This window comes from Nonomuraea sp. NPDC003214, from assembly GCF_053590035.1.
The window spans coordinates 280,195-296,297 of the sequence record NZ_JBSFSX010000005.1; the positions used below are offsets into that span (position 1 = coordinate 280,195).

Annotated in this window: 12 protein-coding genes; 5 read left to right on the forward strand and 7 right to left on the reverse strand. The window is 74.1% G+C overall.

Annotated elements, in window-relative coordinates; genetic code table 11:
* The first annotated feature begins 11 nt into the window (after positions 1 to 11).
* From ACWDXC_RS17095 to ACWDXC_RS17105, 3 genes are read left to right on the forward strand one after another with little or no spacing between them, the layout of a single operon-like run.
* On the forward strand, positions 12 to 722 hold the full coding sequence (locus ACWDXC_RS17095) for a TetR/AcrR family transcriptional regulator (protein ID WP_449982582.1): 711 nt from the start codon (positions 12 to 14) through the stop codon (positions 720 to 722).
* Position 723: 1 nt separating this feature from the next.
* Positions 724 to 3,231 (forward strand): PEP/pyruvate-binding domain-containing protein, encoded by a 2,508-nt coding sequence (locus tag ACWDXC_RS17100; protein WP_449982585.1) that lies wholly within the window; start codon positions 724 to 726, stop codon positions 3,229 to 3,231.
* A gap of 29 nt (positions 3,232 to 3,260) precedes the next feature.
* Positions 3,261 to 3,473: a hypothetical protein gene (locus tag ACWDXC_RS17105; protein WP_449982588.1), complete on the forward strand. Its 213-nt coding sequence runs from the start codon at positions 3,261 to 3,263 to the stop codon at positions 3,471 to 3,473.
* 149 nt (positions 3,474 to 3,622) lie between these two features.
* On the opposite strand, the gene ACWDXC_RS17110 is transcribed toward ACWDXC_RS17105, so the two are convergent.
* From ACWDXC_RS17110 to ACWDXC_RS17135, 6 genes are all read right to left on the reverse strand, one after another.
* Positions 3,623 to 5,008, reverse strand: a complete 1,386-nt coding sequence (locus ACWDXC_RS17110; protein ID WP_219508040.1) for a GH1 family beta-glucosidase — start codon at positions 5,006 to 5,008, stop codon at positions 3,623 to 3,625.
* Between the two features lie 6 nt (positions 5,009 to 5,014).
* Positions 5,015 to 7,303 carry an alpha-xylosidase gene (gene yicI / locus ACWDXC_RS17115; RefSeq protein WP_449982590.1) on the reverse strand — a complete coding sequence of 763 codons (2,289 nt, stop codon included), beginning with the start codon at positions 7,301 to 7,303 and terminating at the stop codon, positions 5,015 to 5,017.
* Positions 7,304 to 7,324: 21 nt separating this feature from the next.
* Entirely contained in the window at positions 7,325 to 9,307 is a 1,983-nt protein-coding gene (locus tag ACWDXC_RS17120; protein WP_449982593.1) for a beta-galactosidase, read from the reverse strand.
* Positions 9,304 to 10,338, reverse strand: coding sequence for a LacI family DNA-binding transcriptional regulator (locus tag ACWDXC_RS17125; RefSeq protein WP_449982596.1), 1,035 nt, complete (start codon positions 10,336 to 10,338; stop codon positions 9,304 to 9,306). The genes ACWDXC_RS17120 and ACWDXC_RS17125 overlap by 4 nt, the downstream gene beginning before the upstream one ends.
* 87 nt (positions 10,339 to 10,425) lie before the next feature.
* Positions 10,426 to 11,073 (reverse strand): response regulator, encoded by a 648-nt coding sequence (locus tag ACWDXC_RS17130; RefSeq protein WP_372455378.1) that lies wholly within the window; start codon positions 11,071 to 11,073, stop codon positions 10,426 to 10,428.
* 6 nt (positions 11,074 to 11,079) lie between these two features.
* Entirely contained in the window at positions 11,080 to 12,045 is a 966-nt protein-coding gene (locus tag ACWDXC_RS17135) for a HAMP domain-containing sensor histidine kinase (RefSeq protein ID WP_219508035.1), read from the reverse strand.
* A gap of 238 nt (positions 12,046 to 12,283) precedes the next feature.
* Between ACWDXC_RS17135 and ACWDXC_RS17140 the strand changes: the two genes are divergently transcribed.
* Entirely contained in the window at positions 12,284 to 13,570 is a 1,287-nt protein-coding gene (locus ACWDXC_RS17140; RefSeq protein WP_219508034.1) for an ArsB/NhaD family transporter, read from the forward strand.
* A complete protein-coding gene (locus ACWDXC_RS17145) occupies positions 13,570 to 15,237 on the forward strand; it encodes a potassium/proton antiporter (RefSeq protein WP_449982601.1) in 1,668 nt (555 codons plus the stop codon). Before ACWDXC_RS17140 ends, ACWDXC_RS17145 begins: the two co-directional genes overlap by 1 nt.
* A gap of 74 nt (positions 15,238 to 15,311) precedes the next feature.
* Here ACWDXC_RS17145 and ACWDXC_RS17150 read toward each other — a convergent pair whose 3' ends face one another.
* Positions 15,312 to 16,073 carry an IclR family transcriptional regulator gene (locus tag ACWDXC_RS17150; protein ID WP_449982604.1) on the reverse strand — a complete coding sequence of 254 codons (762 nt, stop codon included), beginning with the start codon at positions 16,071 to 16,073 and terminating at the stop codon, positions 15,312 to 15,314.
* Positions 16,074 to 16,103: the final 30 nt, after the last annotated feature.

Below are 16,103 nucleotides of genomic sequence, written 5' to 3' on the forward strand. Positions count from 1 at the left end.
GGGTGAGGCTGATGGGCAAGGCAGGACGACCGCCCCTGGACCCGGCGCGCCAGCTCGAACGGGCGCACCGGATCCTCGACGCGGCAGCCGAGCTGATCCTGCGCTGGGGCTACGACAAGACCACGATCGACGACGTGGCCGGGCAGGCCGGGGTCGCCAAGGGCACCATCTACCTGCACTGGCGCACGCGCGACGCGCTCTTCTCCGCGCTGCTGCGCCGCGAGCGGGTGCTGATGGTCCAAGAGGTGCGCGAGGCGGCCCCGGCCACGCTCCGGGAGCTGGTCGGCGCGCTCGCCGCCGCGCTGCTGCGGCGCCCGCTGATGAGGGCGCTGCTCGTCGGCGACCGCGAGGTGCTGGGCAAGCTCCGCGCGCTGAAGCAGGACAGCCCGGCGACGCCGCTGCTCAGCGACGCCTTCGAGGACTACCTCGGCAGGCTCGACCGGCAGGGCGTGCTGCGCCCCGGCCTGACCGGCCAGGAACGGCTCACGGTCCTCGGGTCGGTGCTCTACGGGTTCGTGATCTCGCAGCCGATGATGCCCGAGCCGCCGGCCGCCGACCGGCTCGCGGAGCTGATCGCCGACACCGCCGACCGGGCGCTGAGCGCCGACGGACCGCCCGGCGACGCCGCCGAGATCGCCCGCGCCACCCTGGACTACCTCGACTCCGTCGAGGCGATCGCCCGCGGCAAGCTGGCCGGCTCCCTCGGCCTTGAGGAGGTGTGACGTGCGGACCGTGCTCCCCCTCGGCGACGAAGCCGCCGACCTCGCCACGGCGGGCGGCAAGGGCGCGTCGCTGGCGAAGCTGACCAGGGCCGGGCTGCCCGTCCCCGGCGGCTTCCACATCACCACCGGCGCCTACCGCGCGTTCGTGTCGGCCTTCCGCGACGAGATCGACCCGGGCGACCCCGCCGCCGTCGCGGAGCTGTTCGCCCGGCACGAGATCCCCGGTGACCTGGCCGCGAGCATCCGGGCCGCCTACGAGGCGCTGGGCGACGGGCTGGGCGACGGGCTGGGCGACGGCGTGCCGGTGGCGGTGCGGTCGTCGGCGACGGCCGAGGACCTGCCGGGCATGTCGTTCGCCGGCCAGCAGGACACCTACCTCAACATCCGGGGCGACGGCCTGCTCGACGCCGTCAGGCGGTGCTGGGCCTCGCTGTGGAACGCCCGCGCGATCGCCTACCGCGAGCGGAACGGCGTCCCGCACGACGACGTGGCGCTGGCCGTCGTCGTCCAGGAGCTGGTGGACGCCGACGCCGCGGGCGTCATGTTCACCGCCAACCCCGTCACCGGGGCGCTCGGCGAGACCGTGATCAACGCGTCCTGGGGGCTCGGCGAGGCGGTCGTGGGCGGCCAGGTGACCCCCGACACGGTCGTGGTGACCTCGGGCGCCGTGACGGAGGCCCGTACCGGGGACAAGGCCGTGATGACCGTGCGGACCGAGGGCGGCACCGAGGAGCGGCCGGTCCCCGAGGAGCTGCGGCGGGCGGCGGTGCTCGACGAGGCGCAGGCCGTCGAGCTGGCCGCGCTCGGCGCGCGGGTGCAGGAGCTGTACGGCACGCCCATGGACGTGGAGTGGGTCCGGCGCGGCGGCGCGTTCGCGATCGTCCAGGCCCGCCCGGTCACCGGCGTCAAGCCGCGCACGGAGGAGTGGAACGACAGCCTCAGGGGCGACTACCTGTGGACCGGCGGCAACCTCGGCGAGGCCATCCCCGACGTGATGACGCCCGCGACCTGGTCGTTCGTGCGGATGTTCATCCACGAGGCGATGTCGGCCTCCACGCTGCCCGGCTTCGACCTGGTCGGCAACATCGGCGGCCGCTTCTACATGAACCTCAGCGTGACGTTCTCCGTCGCCCGCGCGCTCGGCATGTCGGGCCGGCTGAGCGCCGTGGAGCAGGTGTTCGGCAGGCTGCCGGCCGGGCTGGAGCCGCCCATGCTCGACGTCTCCCGGTGGCGGATCGTCAAGGCGGTCGTGCCGATGGCGCTGGCCATCCGCAAGCGGGTGCGCGAGCACCTGCGGGCCATGCCCGCCTTCCTGGCCGGGGCCGCCCGGCGCGGCGAGGAGCTGCGCGCACGGGTCGCCGCCACCGCCACGCCCGCCGAGCTGGCCGCGCTCTGGTCACGCGAGATCGAGCCGTACTTCGTCACCGCCTGCCGCATGCTGGAGGCCGCCGGGCGGCAGGGCGGCTCGACGCTCGTCTACACGCGTGACAACCTGCGCAGGCTGGTGGGCGAGGCCGACGCCGAGGCCATGCTGACCGGCGTCAACAGCGACGGCGAGCTGGCCAGCCTCGGCCTGCTCACCGGGCTCGGCCGGCTGGCCAGGGGCGAGATCACCAGGGACGAGTTCGCCCGCGCCTACGGGCACCGCGGGCCGCACGAGTTCGAGGTGTCGATGCCGCGCCCCGGCGAGGACCCCGGCTGGATCGACGCCCAGCTCGCCGGGCTGCGCGACCTGCGCGAGGACACCCGGGCGCTGCTCGCCCGCCAGGAGGAGGCCCGCGAGGCCGCCTGGGCGCGCTTCGCCGAGCGCCATCCGCGCAGGCTCGCCGGGATGCGGGCCAGGGTGCGCCGGTGGAACGCGGTGGTGCGCGACCGGGAGGCCACGCGGTCGGAGGTCATCCGGGCGTTCTGGGTGCTGCGCGCCTTCGTGGTGCGCGCCGGTGAGCTGACCGGGCACGGCGACGCGCTGTTCTTCCTGGCGGTGGAGGAGATCCTCGACGTGCTCGGCGGTGACGCCGCTGCCCTGGCGCACGTCCCCGTACGGCGTGCCACCTACGAGCGTTACGCGGCGCTGCCGCCGTACCCGGCGCTGATCGTCGGCCGGTTCGACCCGGTGCGCTGGGCGGCCGACCCGGACCGGCGCGCCGACCTGTACGACGCGCGCGGCGGCGGCACGCCGGTCAGCGACACGGTGACCGGCTTCCCCGGGGCTCCCGGCGTCGTCGAGGGCGTGGCCCGGGTGCTGTCGGGGCCGGAGGACGGCGACCGGCTCAAGCCGGGCGAGATCCTGGTGACCACGCTGACGAACGTCGGCTGGACGCCCATGTTCCCGCGCGCCGCCGCCGTGGTGACCGACATGGGCGCGCCTCTGTCGCACGCCTCGATCGTGGCCCGCGAGCTCGGCATCCCGGCCGTGGTCGGCACCGGCAACGCCACCATGCGGCTGCGCGACGGCGACCGGATCCGGGTGGACGGCGAGCGGGGCACGGTGGACCTGCTGGGGGGCTGACAGGAGTGGCTGAATGTCCGCATACGTATATGGAGGCGGCCGGCGAGGCCCGGGAGGGCACCACGCTCGCGCTGCGGATGTTCCCCGAAGGAGGCAGGCCGATGAGCTTCCGCCCCAAGGTCCTGCGCGCCGAGCCGGGGCGGGAGCTGCGCTGGCTGGGCAGCCTCATCGTGCCCGGCCTGTTCGACGGCGAGCACGCCTTCGAGCTGAGCGCGACCGGTGACGGCACGCGGATGGCGTAGAGCGAGCGGTTCAGCGGCCTCCTCGTGCCCCTCTTCGGCAAGGTCGTCTCGCGGGCGGAGGGCGACTTCGCCCGGCTGAACGAGGCCCTGCGCCGGCGGGCCGAGGAGACCTGACGGGCCGGGCCCCCGGCGTCCGGGGGCCCGGCGGGTCACAGGCCGTTGGCCGCGACCACGTCCCGATACCAGTGGGCGCTGTCCTTCCAGGTGCGCTCCATCGTGTCGCGGTCGACGCGGACGACGCCGAACCGCTTGGCGTAGCCGTGCGCCCACTCGAAGTTGTCCATCAGCGACCACAGGAAGTAGCCGCGCACGTCGGCCCCGCCCTTGATCGCCTCCAGCACGGCCGTCAGGTGCCGCCGCAGGTAGTCGACGCGGTCGGCGTCGTGCACCCGGCCGTCGGCGCCGACCGGGTCGGGGAACGCGGCGCCGTTCTCGGTGATCATGACGGGCAGCGCCGGGTAGTCGCGGCGCAGCCGCAGCAGCAGCTCCGTCAGGCCGGTCTCGTCGATGTTCCACCCCATCTCGGTGTACGGGCCGGGCTGGCGGACGAACTCGACGTCCTCGCAGCCGATCCACGGTGACGCCGTGCCGTCCGCGTGCCCGTCGGCCGTGTCGCGCGCGCCGCCCCTGTCCCACTGGCGTACCAGGATCGGGTTGTAGTAGTTGATCCCCAGCACGTCGAGCGGCGCGGCCGCGGTGGCCTCGTCGCCGTCGCGCACGAACGACCAGTCGGTCACCGAGGCGGTGTCGTCGATGAGGTCGCGCGGGTAGGCGCCGTCGAGCATCGGCCCGAGGAAGGCCCGGTTGGCCACCGCGTCGACGCGGCGGACGGCGTCGGCGTCACGCTCGGACACGCCGCGCGTGTGGTGCAGGTTGAGCGTCACCGACACCTGCGCCGTGGCCGGGATCACCTCGCGCAGCGCGCGGGCGGCCAGGCCGTGGCCGAGGTTGAGGTGGTGCAGCGCGGCCAGCGCGGCGGCCGGGTCGGTGCGGCCGGGGGCGTGCACGCCGGAGGCGTAGCCGAGGTAGGCCGAGCACCACGGCTCGTTCAGCGTGATCCAGGTGTGCACCCGGTCGCCCAGGGCCTCGCCCATGCGGCGCGCGTACTCGCCGAACCGGAGCGCGGTGTCGCGGGCCGGCCAGCCGCCGGCGTCCTCCAGCTCCTGGGGCAGGTCCCAGTGGTAGAGCGTGGCCACGGGGGCGATGCCGCGCTCGCGCAGGCCGTCGACCAGGCGGGAGTAGAAGCCGAGCCCGGCCTGGTTGAGCCGGTCGCCGCCGCCGGGCAGCACGCGCGGCCAGGAGATGGAGAACCTGTAGGCGCCCACGCCGAGCCCGGCCAGGATGTCGAGGTCCTCGTCGAGGCGGTGGTAGTGGTCGCAGGCGAGGTCGCCGGTGTCGCCGCCGGTCACCAGGCCGGGCGTGTGGGAGAAGGTGTCCCAGATCGAGGGGCCGCGGCCGTCCTCGTTCCAGGCGCCCTCGACCTGGTAGGCGGCCGTGGCCGTGCCCCACAGGAAGTCGTCGGGGAAGGTGGGCATGGGGGGTCACTCCTCGGTGGTCAGGACGATCTCGATCTGATCAGTGTCGCCGCCGGCGGTGACGCGCACACCCGGGTGCGTGACGCCGGCGACGGCCAGGTTCCAGGGGGCGGGCGCGCCCTCGGTGCGGCGGGCGCGCACCCGGTCGCCGGCGCGCGTCACCTCGAACACCGCGGCGGCCTCGCCGGTGAGCGCCGGCACGGTGACCGTGCGGCGGTCGCCGTCGGCCAGGCCGTAGGCGGTCAGCGTGACGCCGTCGGCGTAGTCGTAGTCGGGCCGGTCGTCGCGGGCGCCGGTGGCGATCACCGCGCCGGGCCGCACGAGCAGCGGCAGGCTGTCGAACCCGTGCCGCTCGGTGTGCCAGCCGGGCCCCTGGACGGCGCCGCCGCCGAGCAGCCGGGTCCAGCTCCCCTCCGGTACGTAGTACGAAATGTCGCCCGAAGCGCTGAACACCGGGGCCACCAGCAGATCCGGCCCCAGCATGTACTGCGCGTCCAGGTACGCGCACCCCCGGTCCCCCGGGAACTCCAGCTGCATGGCCCGCATGACCGGCATGCCCTCCCGGCTCGCCCGCACCGCCGCCTCGTACAGGTAGGGCATGAGCCGCGCCTTCAGCCGGGTGAACGCCCGCAGCACGTCCACCGACTCCTCGTCGAACAGCCACGGCACCCGGTACGACCCGCTGCCGTGCAGCCGGCTGTGCGACGACAGCAGCCCGAACGCCACCCACCGCTTGAACACCGCCGGATCGGGCCGCCCCTCGAACCCGCCGATGTCGTGGCTCCAGAAGCCGAACCCGGCCATGCCCAGCGACAGCCCGCCGCGCAGGCTCTCCAGCATCGCCTCGAACGTCGACTCGCAGTCGCCGCCCCAGTGCACCGGCAGCCGCTGCCCGCCGACGGTCGCCGACCGGGCGAACAGCACGGCCTCGGCCGCGCCGCGCCGCTCGGCCAGCACGTCGTGCACGGTCCGGTTGTAGAGCAGGCTGTAGTAGTTGTGCATGCGCTCCGGGTCGGCCCCGTCGGCGTACACGACGTCGGTCGGGACGCGCTCGCCGAAGTCGGTCTTGAACGCGTCCACGCCCTGGTCGAGCAGCGTGCGCAGCTTGCCCGCGTACCACTCGCGGGCCGCCGGTGAGGTGAAGTCGACCAGCGCCCGTCCCGCCTGCCAGTGGTCGTCCTGCCACACGCTCCCGTCGGGCCGCCGCAGCAGGTGACCGGCCGCCCGCCCCTCCTCGAACAGCTCCGACGCCTGCCCGATGTACGGGTTGATCCACAGGCAGATCCTCAGCCCGCGCTCCTTCAGCCGGGCCAGCATCCCGGCCGGGTCCGGGAACACCTCCGGGTCCCACCTGAAGTCGCACCAGCGGAACCGCCGCATCCAGAAGCAGTCGAAGTGGAACACGCTCAGCGGCAGGTCGCGCCCGGCCATCCCGTCCACGAACGAGGTCACGGTGGCCTCGTCGTAGTCGGTGGTGAACGAGGTCGACAGCCACAGCCCGAACGACCAGGCGGGAGGCAGCGCCGGGCGGCCCGTCAGCGCGGTGTAGCGGCGCAGCACGTCGGCCGGGGTGGGGCCGTGGACGACCAGGTACTCCAGGTCGTGCCCCTCGGCGCTGAACTGCACCCGCGACACCGTCTCCGACCCGACCTCGAACGACACCCGGCCCGGATGGTTGACGAACACCCCGTAACCCCGGTTGGTCAGGTAGAACGGGACGTTCTTGTAGGCCATCTCGCTGCTGGTGCCGCCGTCCTCGTTCCAGATGTCGACGCTCTGCCCGTTGCGCACCAGCGCGCCGAACCGCTCGCCGAGCCCGTACACCAGCTCGCCCGCGCCGAGGGAGAGCTGCTCGACCATGAAGTGCCGGTCGGCGGCGTCCTCCACCACGCCCAGGCACTTGGCGCCGCTGCGGGTCAGCTCCCGGCCGCCGGCGCTGAAGACCATCTCCCAGGGCGCCTCGCGGCTCACCGTGACCTTCAGCGAGCCGCTGGTCAGCGACGCCTCCCCGGCGTCGAGCAGGACCGGCGGGGCCTCGTCGGCCACGGCGAACGCGGGCGCGTCCGGCACCGAGCCGGCGAGGTGCACCACGCGCACGCGCATCACCTCCGGCATCGGCGAGGACACGTCCACGCGCAGCACCGGCCCGTCGACGGTGTCGCCGCGCCGGGTGATCGCCCTGGCCGGGGCCAGCACCCGGAGCGTCCCGCCGTCGGCGGTCACGTCGTGGGCCGCGTGGGCGTACGCGCCCCGCGTCCCCGGGCGCATCCGCCAGTAGCCGTCCTTGAACTTCATGTCGTCCGTCTCCGAGGGGGATCAGCAGGGCCGCAGCGCCACGACGTCCTGCGGGGCGAGCGTGACGTGGCCGGCCACGGCGGACCCGGTCAGCAGGTCCTCCGACGGCTCGGGAACGGGCACGCGCACGGCGCCGCCGCCGTGGTTGAGCAGGAACAGCACGGGGCCGCGCCGTACCGCCTCGACGCCGGGCGGCAGGCCGGGCAGCACGCCGGTGACGCCCGCGTCGGCGAGCAGCCGGCCGGTCAGCTCGCCCAGCGCGTCCTGATCGGGCAGCGTCGCCAGGTACCAGGCGGCGCCGTCGCCGGTCGCGTGCCGCAGCACGGCCGGGCCGCCGTCGTCGAAGGCCGCGACCGTCTCGGCGCCCTCCGCGCGCACGAGCTCCGTCCAGGTGTGCGCGGTGAACGCGCCGCCGTCGCTCCAGCGGCAGCCGACCGGCCCGTCGACGGGCCGCCACTCCTCGCCGGACGCGCCCAGCACCTCGCACAGCGGCGCCGGGAAGCGGCCGGTGCGGACGTGCGCCCGTGGATCGACGATCCCGGAGAACGGCCCGACCAGGAGCACGCCGCCGCCGCGCGCGTACGCGGTGAGCGAGGCGGCGTCGCGGTCGCTGATCAGGAAGAGGTTCGGCACCACGACCAGCGCGTATCGGGACAGGTCGGCGGACGGCGGGACCACGTCGGCGCTCACCCCGCGCTCCCACAGCGGCCGGTAGTGCGCCAGCAGCCGCTCGACCGGGTCGAGCCGGTCGCTGGGCAGGTCGCCCTCCTCCAGCGCCCACCAGCTCGGCCAGTCGTGCACGAGCGCCACCCGCGACTCCACCCGGGCGCCCGCCACGCCGGCCAGCCGGCGCAGTTCGGCGCCGTGCGCGCGGACCTCGGCGTGCAGCCGCGTGTCCGGCCCGGCGTGCGGCACCATCGCGGCGTGGAAGCGCTCCGCGCCGGACCGCGAGGCCCGCCACTGGAAGTAGCACGAGCCGTCGGCGCCGCGCGCCACCGCCTGCAGCGACTCCAGCCGCAGCCGGCCGGGCGGTTTGGGGAGGTTGTGCGGGCGCCAGTTGACCGCCGAGGTGGCCTGCTCCATCAGCATCCACGGCCGCCCGCCCGCCAGGCCGCGCATCAGGTCGTGGGTCAGCGCCGCGCGCACGGCGGCCAGCGGGTCGGCCGGGTCGGGGTAGTGGTCGTCGGAGACCACGTCCTCCTCGGACGCCCAGGTCCAGTAGTCGACGGGCTTGAAGAAGCCCATGAAGTTCGTGGTGACGGGGATGTGCGGGGTGCGGGCGCGCAGCACGTCGCGCTCGGCCCGGAAGTGCGCGAGCAGCGCGTCGGAGCCGAACCGCCGGTGGTCGAGCCGCTGCGACGGGTTGACCAGGTACGGCGTGCGGCGCGGGGTGAGGATCTCGTCCCAGTCGCTGTAGCGCTGGCTCCAGAACGCGGTGCCCCACGCCTCGTTGAGCGCGTCCAAGTCGCCGTAGCGCTCGCGCAGCCAGGCGCGGAAGGCCGCCGCCGCGTCGTCGCAGTGGCAGAACTGCCCGTACTCGTTGCCCACGTGCCACATCGCCAGCGCCGGATGCCCGGCGTAGCGGTCGGCCAGGTCGCTCACCAGGGCCAGCGCCCGCTCCCGGTAGACCGGCGAGGACACGCAGAACTGGTTGCGCGCCCCCCACCAGAGCCGGTGCCCCGACTCGTCCACCGGCAGGGTCTCCGGCCACCGGCGCCCCATCCACGGCGGCGGCGAGGCGGTCGGCGTGGCCAGGTCCACCGCGATCCCGGCCCCGGCCAGCAGGTCGAGCACCCGGTCCAGCCAGCCGAAGTCACGCGCGCCCGGCTCCGGCTCGATCCGCGCCCAGCTGAACACGCCGACGGTGACCAGGTTGACCCCGGCCGCCCGCATCAGCTCGGCGTCCTCCCGCCAGACCTCCTCCGGCCACTGCTCGGGGTTGTAGTCGCCGCCGAAGAGCAGGCCGCGGCCGTCCGTCAGGGAGTGCAGGCCGGGGCGGGTCACCGGGCGGCCGATCCGCGGGCGGCGGGCGCCGCGGAGCTGTCGCCGACGACCAGACGGCAGGGCACCAGCCGCTGCCGGGGCTCGCGGTCACCGTCCTCCAGCCGGTCGATGAGCATGTCGGCGCCGAGCCGGCCCAGCTCGGCGCTCGGCGGCTCCAGCGTGGTCAGCCGGGGGTGGAACATCTCGGCCACCCGCGACGACGACAGCACCAGCATCAGCGTCAGGTCGCGGGGGACGCGCCCGCCCCGCGCGGCCACGGCGGAGATCACCCCGACGGCGGCCTGGTCGCTCATCACGGCCAGCGCGGTCACCTCCGGGTGGGCGGCCACGAGCCGCCCGTACGCCTCGCGGCCCTCGTCGGCGGTGGAGGCCCGCAGGTCACCCACGTAGCCGAGCCCCGCCTCCGCTGCCGCGGCGGCGAACTCCCCGGCGGCGCGGATCGCCGGGCCGTACTGCTCCGCGTAGGCGCCGGGGGCGTGGCCGAAGAACGCCAGCGAGCGGTGCCCGAGCCCGGCCACGTGGGCGACGGCGTCGGCGGCCGTCCTGGCGAAGTCGATGTCGGCGTGGTCGACGCCGTCCGGCTCGCGGGTGCGGCCGATCATGGCGACCGGCACCCCGGCCCCGGCCAGCCACTCCACCCGCTCGTCGTCGAGCCTGACCTCCATCACGAGCACGCCGTCGACCAGGCCGAGCCCGGTCAGGTGGCGCAGCTCCTCGACCGGGTCGTCGCGCTCGGGGGAGAGCAGCAGGTGGTAGCCGCGTTCCTTGGCCGCCTCGGCCGCCGCGGTGGCGAACTGCATCTCGGTCAGGCCGAAGCCGTGGTGCGGGGCCGGGAACAGCAGCGCCAGGATGCGCGTGCGCTTGCTCACCAGGCCGCGGGCCAGCGCGTTCGGCCGGTAGCCGAGGTCGGCCGCCGCCTGCTCGATCCGCCTCCTGGTCTCCGCCGCCACCGGGCGGGTGCCGTTCAGCGCGGCCGAGGCCGTGCTGACCGCCACCCGCGCCCGCTCGGCCACCTCACGTAGCGAACTCATCACACTCCGGCCCGGATCAGCGTGTCGAAACGTTTCGCATGAACGTATTGGCCGGTTTGTGGTGATGTCAACGGCGGGTGAAGAGGCTCAGGGTTCGATGAGCCCCGCGCGGATCGCGTAACGGGTGAGCTCCAGCCGGTCGCGCATGCCGAGCTTGCCGAGCACGTTCGCGCGGTGCCGGTCGACGGTCTTGACGCTGATCACCAGCAGGTCCGCGATCTCCTTGGAGGAGTGCCCTTCGGCGATGAGCTTGACGATCTCCTCCTCGCGCGGCGTCAGGATGCTGGCCGGCAGGCTCTCGCGCTGGTCGTCACGGCGCAGGTAGTCGCGGATCAGCGCCGTGACCGCGCCCGGGTAGAGGAACGGCTCGCCGCGCATCGCCGCCCGGCACGCCTCCAGCAGGTCGCGGTCGGCCACCGACTTGAGCACGTAACCGCTGGCCCCGGCCCGGAGCGACTCGAACAGGTACTGCTCGTTGTCGTACATCGACAGCATGAGCAGCCGGACCTCCGGCGCCCGCCGGGAGATCTCCCTGGCCGCCTGGATGCCGGTCATGCGCGGCATCGCGATGTCCAGGATCGCCAGGTCGACGCCCTCGGTGGCCAGCTCGACCGCCTCGGCGCCGTTGCCCGCCTCGGCCACCACCGTCAGGTCGGGCTCGGCGTCCAGGATGAGCCGCAGGCCCTGGCGCACCAGGGCGTGGTCGTCGGCGAGCAGGATGCGGGTGGGTGCCACGATCGGTCAGTCTCCTTCCTCGACCGGTACGGCCAGGCGTACGGCGGTGCCGCCCTCGGGCGGATGCTCGATGGACAGCCGGGCGCCGATCAGCAGCGCGCGCTCGCGCATGCCGATGATGCCCGCGCCCTCGTGGATCGGGCCGCCGCGCCCGTCGTCCACGATCGACAGCAGCACCCCGCCGGGCCGCCTGACCAGCGACAGCTCCACCCGCGACGCGCCGGCGTGGCGGGCCACGTTGGTCAGCCCCTCCTGCGCGATGCGGTAGACGACCAGCTCGGCCTCGCCGCCCAGCGGCGGCAGCCGCGCGTCGAGGCGGCGGGTCACGGGCACGCCGGGGAAGTCGGCGGCCAGCGCGTTGAGCGCGCTGATCAGGCCCAGGTCCTCCAGCACGCCGGGTCGCAGCCGCCTGGCCACCTGCCGCACCTCGTCCAGGCTGGAGCGTACCGTCTCCTGGATCGTGCGCAGCTCCTCGCGCAGGTCGTCGGGGGCCCGGTCGGCGGTCCGCTTGAGCGCGAGGAGCACCACGGTCAGGCTCTGGCCGATCTCGTCGTGCAGCTCGCGGGCGATGCGCTGCCGCTCGCCCTCCTGCGCGGCCAGGGCGTGCGCGCTGGCCGCCGTCCGCTCGGCCTCCAGCCGGTCGAGCATCGCGTTGAACGTGCGCACCACGTCGGTGAGGTCGCCGTTGCCCCCGTCGGGCATCCGGTCGGTGGGCCGCAGCAGGTCGACCCGGCGCATCAGCGCGGTGAGCGCGCCGAGCGGCGCCAGGCTGCGGCGCAGCAGCAGCGCGTTGGCCGCCATGATCAGTGCCAGGCCGACGATCAGCACCGGGATCTCGGTCACCCGCACCAGCGGGGAGACGGTGGCGGGGGAGAGGGCCAGCACCAGTGTCCCGGCGGTGAACACCAGCCCGTTGATCGCGATCACCCGCCGGAACAGCGCCTGCACGGGGCTCCGCCGTTGGTCGCTCATGCCCCCCAGCCTCACCGTCGGACGGCCCGGCCGTCCATCCGGTCCAGCACTCATCCTTGCCCGCACGCGCCTACATGATGCCCACCGGCAGAGATGGGTGTCAGACCCGATGTCCGGATCGTCCCTGATTGTCGAGACTTGATGTTCCCGCCTTGATCTGGAGGACCGTCATGTCTCGCCTGTCACCATCATCACCCCGCACGTCCCCGGAGCGTACCGGCCCGCCGGGGCGTGTGCGATGACCGGTGCACTCGCCCTGACCGTCTTCGTGGTGGCGTTCTTCTTCATCGCCACCGAGAAGGTGAACAAGGTCAAGGTGGTGCTCGTCGCCGCCGGCCTCATGGCGGTACTCGGGCTGATCCCCGGAGCTCAGGTGTTCTTCTCCGAGCACGAGGGGATCGACTGGAACGTCATCTTCCTGCTCTTCGGCATGATGATCATCGTCGGGATCATCAAGCAGACGGGCGTCTTCGACTTCCTGGCCATCTGGGCCGCGAAGAAGTCGCAAGGCAGGCCGTACCGGCTCATGGTCATGCTGATGGCCATCACCGCGATCGCCTCGCCGTTCCTGGACAACGTCACCACGATCATGCTGGTCGCGCCCGTCACCGTCATGGTGTGCGACCGCCTGCACATCCCGGCCCAGCCGTACCTCATCGCCGAGGTCCTCGCCTCCAACATCGGCGGAGCCGCCACGCTCATCGGGGACCCGCCCAACATCATCATCGGCAGCCGGGCCGGCCTGACGTTCAACGACTTCCTCGCGCACATGGCCCCGGTCGTGGTCATCGTCTTCCTGGTGTTCCTGCTGCTCACGCGGGTGCTGTTCCGCAAGTCGTTCGTCTACAACCCCGACCGCGTGGCCGAGGTCATGGCGCTGCAGGAGCGGCGCGCGATCACCGACCCGCGCCTGCTCGTCCGCTGCCTGGTCGTGCTCGGGCTCGTCGTCGTCGGGTTCGGGCTGCACGCCGTCGTGCACGTCGAGCCGTCCATCGTGGCGCTCGTCGGCGCCGGCGTGATGATGCTCGTCGCCCGCGCCGACACCGGCGAGACGCTGCGCGAGGTCGAATGGCCCACGCTGGTGTTCTTCATGGGCCTGTTCGTCATGGTCGCCGGACTCGTCAACACCGGCGTCATCGCCACCGCGGGCGAGTGGGTGATCAGCGCCGTCGGCGACAACTACTTCGGCGCGGCCACGTCGCTGCTGTTCGGCTCGGCCGTGCTCGGCGCGTTCTTCGACAACATCCCGTACGTCGCCACCGTCGCGCCGATCGTCGAAGGGCTCGTCGCCCAGGCGCCCGACCCGGCCACCGGACAGGCGATCTGGTGGGCGTTCGCGCTCGGCGCCGACTTCGGCGGCAACGGCACCGCGGTCGCCGCCAGCGCCAACGTCGTCGCGCTCGGCATCGCCGCGCGCTCCGGGCACCGGATCTCCTTCTGGGAGTTCACCCGGTACGGGCTGCTCGTCACCGCGATCACCTCGGTGCTGGCATGGGTCTACGTCTGGCTGCGGTACTTCCTCTGATGACGCTGCCGGAGCTCTACGTCGTGCTGCTCGCCGGCGGGCTCGTGCTCCTGGCCGGCATCGCGGCGGTACGCACCGCCAGCCGGCTCGGCCTGCCCAGCCTGCTGCTGTTCCTCGGGCTGGGCATGGTCATCGGCGAGGACGTGCTCGGCGTCCGGTTCGACGACGCCCAGCTCGCCCAGACGCTCGGCACCTGCGCGCTGGCGCTCATCCTCGTCGAGGGCGGGCTCAGCACCCGCTGGACGGACCTGCGCACGCTGCTGGCCCCGTCGGCGATGCTGGCCACCCTCGGCGTCGCCGTCAGCGTGCTGGTCACCGCCACCGGCGCCCACCTGCTGCTCGGCCTCGACTGGCAGCTCGCGCTGCTGCTCGGCGCCATCGTCTCCTCCACCGACGCCGCCGCCGTGTTCGCCGTGCTGCGGACGCTGCCGCTGCCCCGGCGGCTGGCCGGGATGGTCGAGGCCGAGTCCGGGTTCAACGACGCGCCGACCGTCATCCTGGTGCTGGTCTTCAGCAGCGCCGCCGGGGTGCCCGACTTCGCCGTGATAGGCGGGCAGGTCGTCTACCAGATCGCCGCCGGGGCCGCCGTCGGGCTGCTCGCCGGCTGGGGCGGCGTCGCCGCGCTGCGCTACGTCGCGCTGCCCGCCACCGGGCTGTACCCGCTGGCCACGCTCGGGCTGGGCGTCATCGCCTTCGCCGCCGCGGGCGCGCTGAACGCCTCCGGGTTCATGGCCGCCTACCTGTCCGGGATCGTGCTCGGCAACGCCGTGCTGCCGCACCGGGCCGCCACCCGCTCCTTCGCCGAAGGCGCCGGCTGGCTGGCGCAGATCGGCCTGTTCGTCATGCTCGGACTGCTCGTCGACCCGAGCGAGCTGCCCGCCGCGCTGCTGCCCGCCCTCGTCGTCGGGCTGGTGCTCCTGCTGCTCGCCCGGCCCGTCTCGGTGCTCGCCGGGCTGCTGCCCTTCCGGGTGCCGTGGCGGCACCAGGTGTTCATCTCGTGGGCGGGGCTGCGCGGGGCGGTGCCGATCGTGCTGGCCACGTTCCCGATCGTCGCCGGGGTGCCCGGCAGCGGGCACCTGCTCAACATCGTGTTCGTGCTGGTCGTCGTCTTCACCCTGATCCAGGGGCCCGCGCTGCCCGCGCTCGCCCGGCTGCTCGGCGTGACCCAGCCGGGCCAGGCCAGGGAGGTGGACATCGAGTCGGCGCCGCTCGACGTGCTCGACGCCGAGCTGCTCACGCTGACCGTGCCCGCCGGGTCGCGGCTGCACGGGGTGGAGGTGGGCGAGCTGCGGCTGCCCGCGCCCGCGGCCATCAGCCTCGTCATCCGCGACCGGGCCACGTTCGTGCCCGCGCCGGAGACGCGGCTGCGGGAAGGCGACGAGCTGCTCATCGTCACCACCGCCGCCTGCCGCGAGGCCGCCGAACGCCGCCTGCGCGCCGTCGGCCGCCGCGGCCGGCTGGCCCGCTGGCACGGCGAGCACGGCGACCCCGCCGACCCGGCCGAAGCCTTAGCCCATCCACCCGGCCACCCTCGCGCCGGGGAGCGGCTGCGGGACCGGCCCGGCGCCGGGGATCGGGCGTGCGCCGGTGACCCCGGGCTGCGCCGGAGCCCTCCCTGGGCGCTCACCCGTACGGGCAGCTCACCCGTACGGGACCCGTCCGGGTGAGGAGGGCGGCCCGTCAGCGGGACGGACAGGCCGCCGGTCAGCGGGGCAGGTGGCAGGGGAGCGGGACGGACAGGTCAGCGGGGCGGGTGGCCGAGCGCGGTGGACAGGTCGCGGGCGGAGTCGGCGATCGCCCGGCCGATCTCCTCCAGCCGGGGCGCGGCCGGCACCCGGGAGAGGGAGACGCTGATCGCGGCGGTGATGAGGCCGCGGTGGTCGCGCACCGGGGCGGAGACCGCGGCGGCGCTGTCGTCGAGCTCGACGTCGCTGGCCACGTAGCCGAACGTGCGGGCGTGGTCGAGGTCGGCCATCCACTGCTCCTCGCCGCTGACCGCCGAGTCGAGCCCGGCGGGCAGCTTGGCGCGCAGCAGCTCGCGCACCCGCTCGGGGTCCCAGTCGGCCAGCAGCGAGCGGCCCGCCGCGGCCATGATCACGGGCACCGACACGCCTTCCCAGATGCGGTGGTAGGCGCGCGAGGACGGCATGGACACCAGCGTGAGCACCTGGTCGCCGCGCAGCACGCACAGGTGGGCGTCCTCGTCGAACGCGGTGGCCAGCCGGCGCAGGAACGGCGCCGACACCTGAACGAGCCGGGCCTGCTGGCTGCGCGCCGCGAGGGCGAACAGCCGCCAGCCGAGCCGGTAGCGGCGGGTCACCGGGTCGCGCTCGACCATGCCCTCGCCCTCCAGCGCCCGCAGCGCCCGTGACACCTGGCTCTTCTCGCGGCCGAGCCGCTGCGCGATCCAGCTCACGCCGAACCCGTCGGTGTCGCGCTCATCGCCGTGACCTGCGAGGACGTCGAGGATTTCGAGGTCTCGGCGAAGGCCTGCGGAAGACACGGGGAGCTTCTCGCTCATGCCCATCCGTTC

Coding starts and splice junctions, on each gene's coding strand:
- ACWDXC_RS17125 (WP_449982596.1), bottom strand. CDS start 10,338: ATGAGTTCGCTACGTGAGGTGGCCGAGCGGGCGCGGGTGGCGGTCAGC.
- ACWDXC_RS17140 (WP_219508034.1), top strand. CDS start 12,284: ATGACCGGTGCACTCGCCCTGACCGTCTTCGTGGTGGCGTTCTTCTTC.
- ACWDXC_RS17135 (WP_219508035.1), bottom strand. CDS start 12,045: ATGAGCGACCAACGGCGGAGCCCCGTGCAGGCGCTGTTCCGGCGGGTG.
- ACWDXC_RS17145 (WP_449982601.1), top strand. CDS start 13,570: ATGACGCTGCCGGAGCTCTACGTCGTGCTGCTCGCCGGCGGGCTCGTG.
- ACWDXC_RS17095 (WP_449982582.1), top strand. CDS start 12: ATGGGCAAGGCAGGACGACCGCCCCTGGACCCGGCGCGCCAGCTCGAA.
- ACWDXC_RS17110 (WP_219508040.1), bottom strand. CDS start 5,008: ATGCCCACCTTCCCCGACGACTTCCTGTGGGGCACGGCCACGGCCGCC.
- ACWDXC_RS17105 (WP_449982588.1), top strand. CDS start 3,261: ATGGAGGCGGCCGGCGAGGCCCGGGAGGGCACCACGCTCGCGCTGCGG.
- yicI (WP_449982590.1), bottom strand. CDS start 7,303: ATGAAGTTCAAGGACGGCTACTGGCGGATGCGCCCGGGGACGCGGGGC.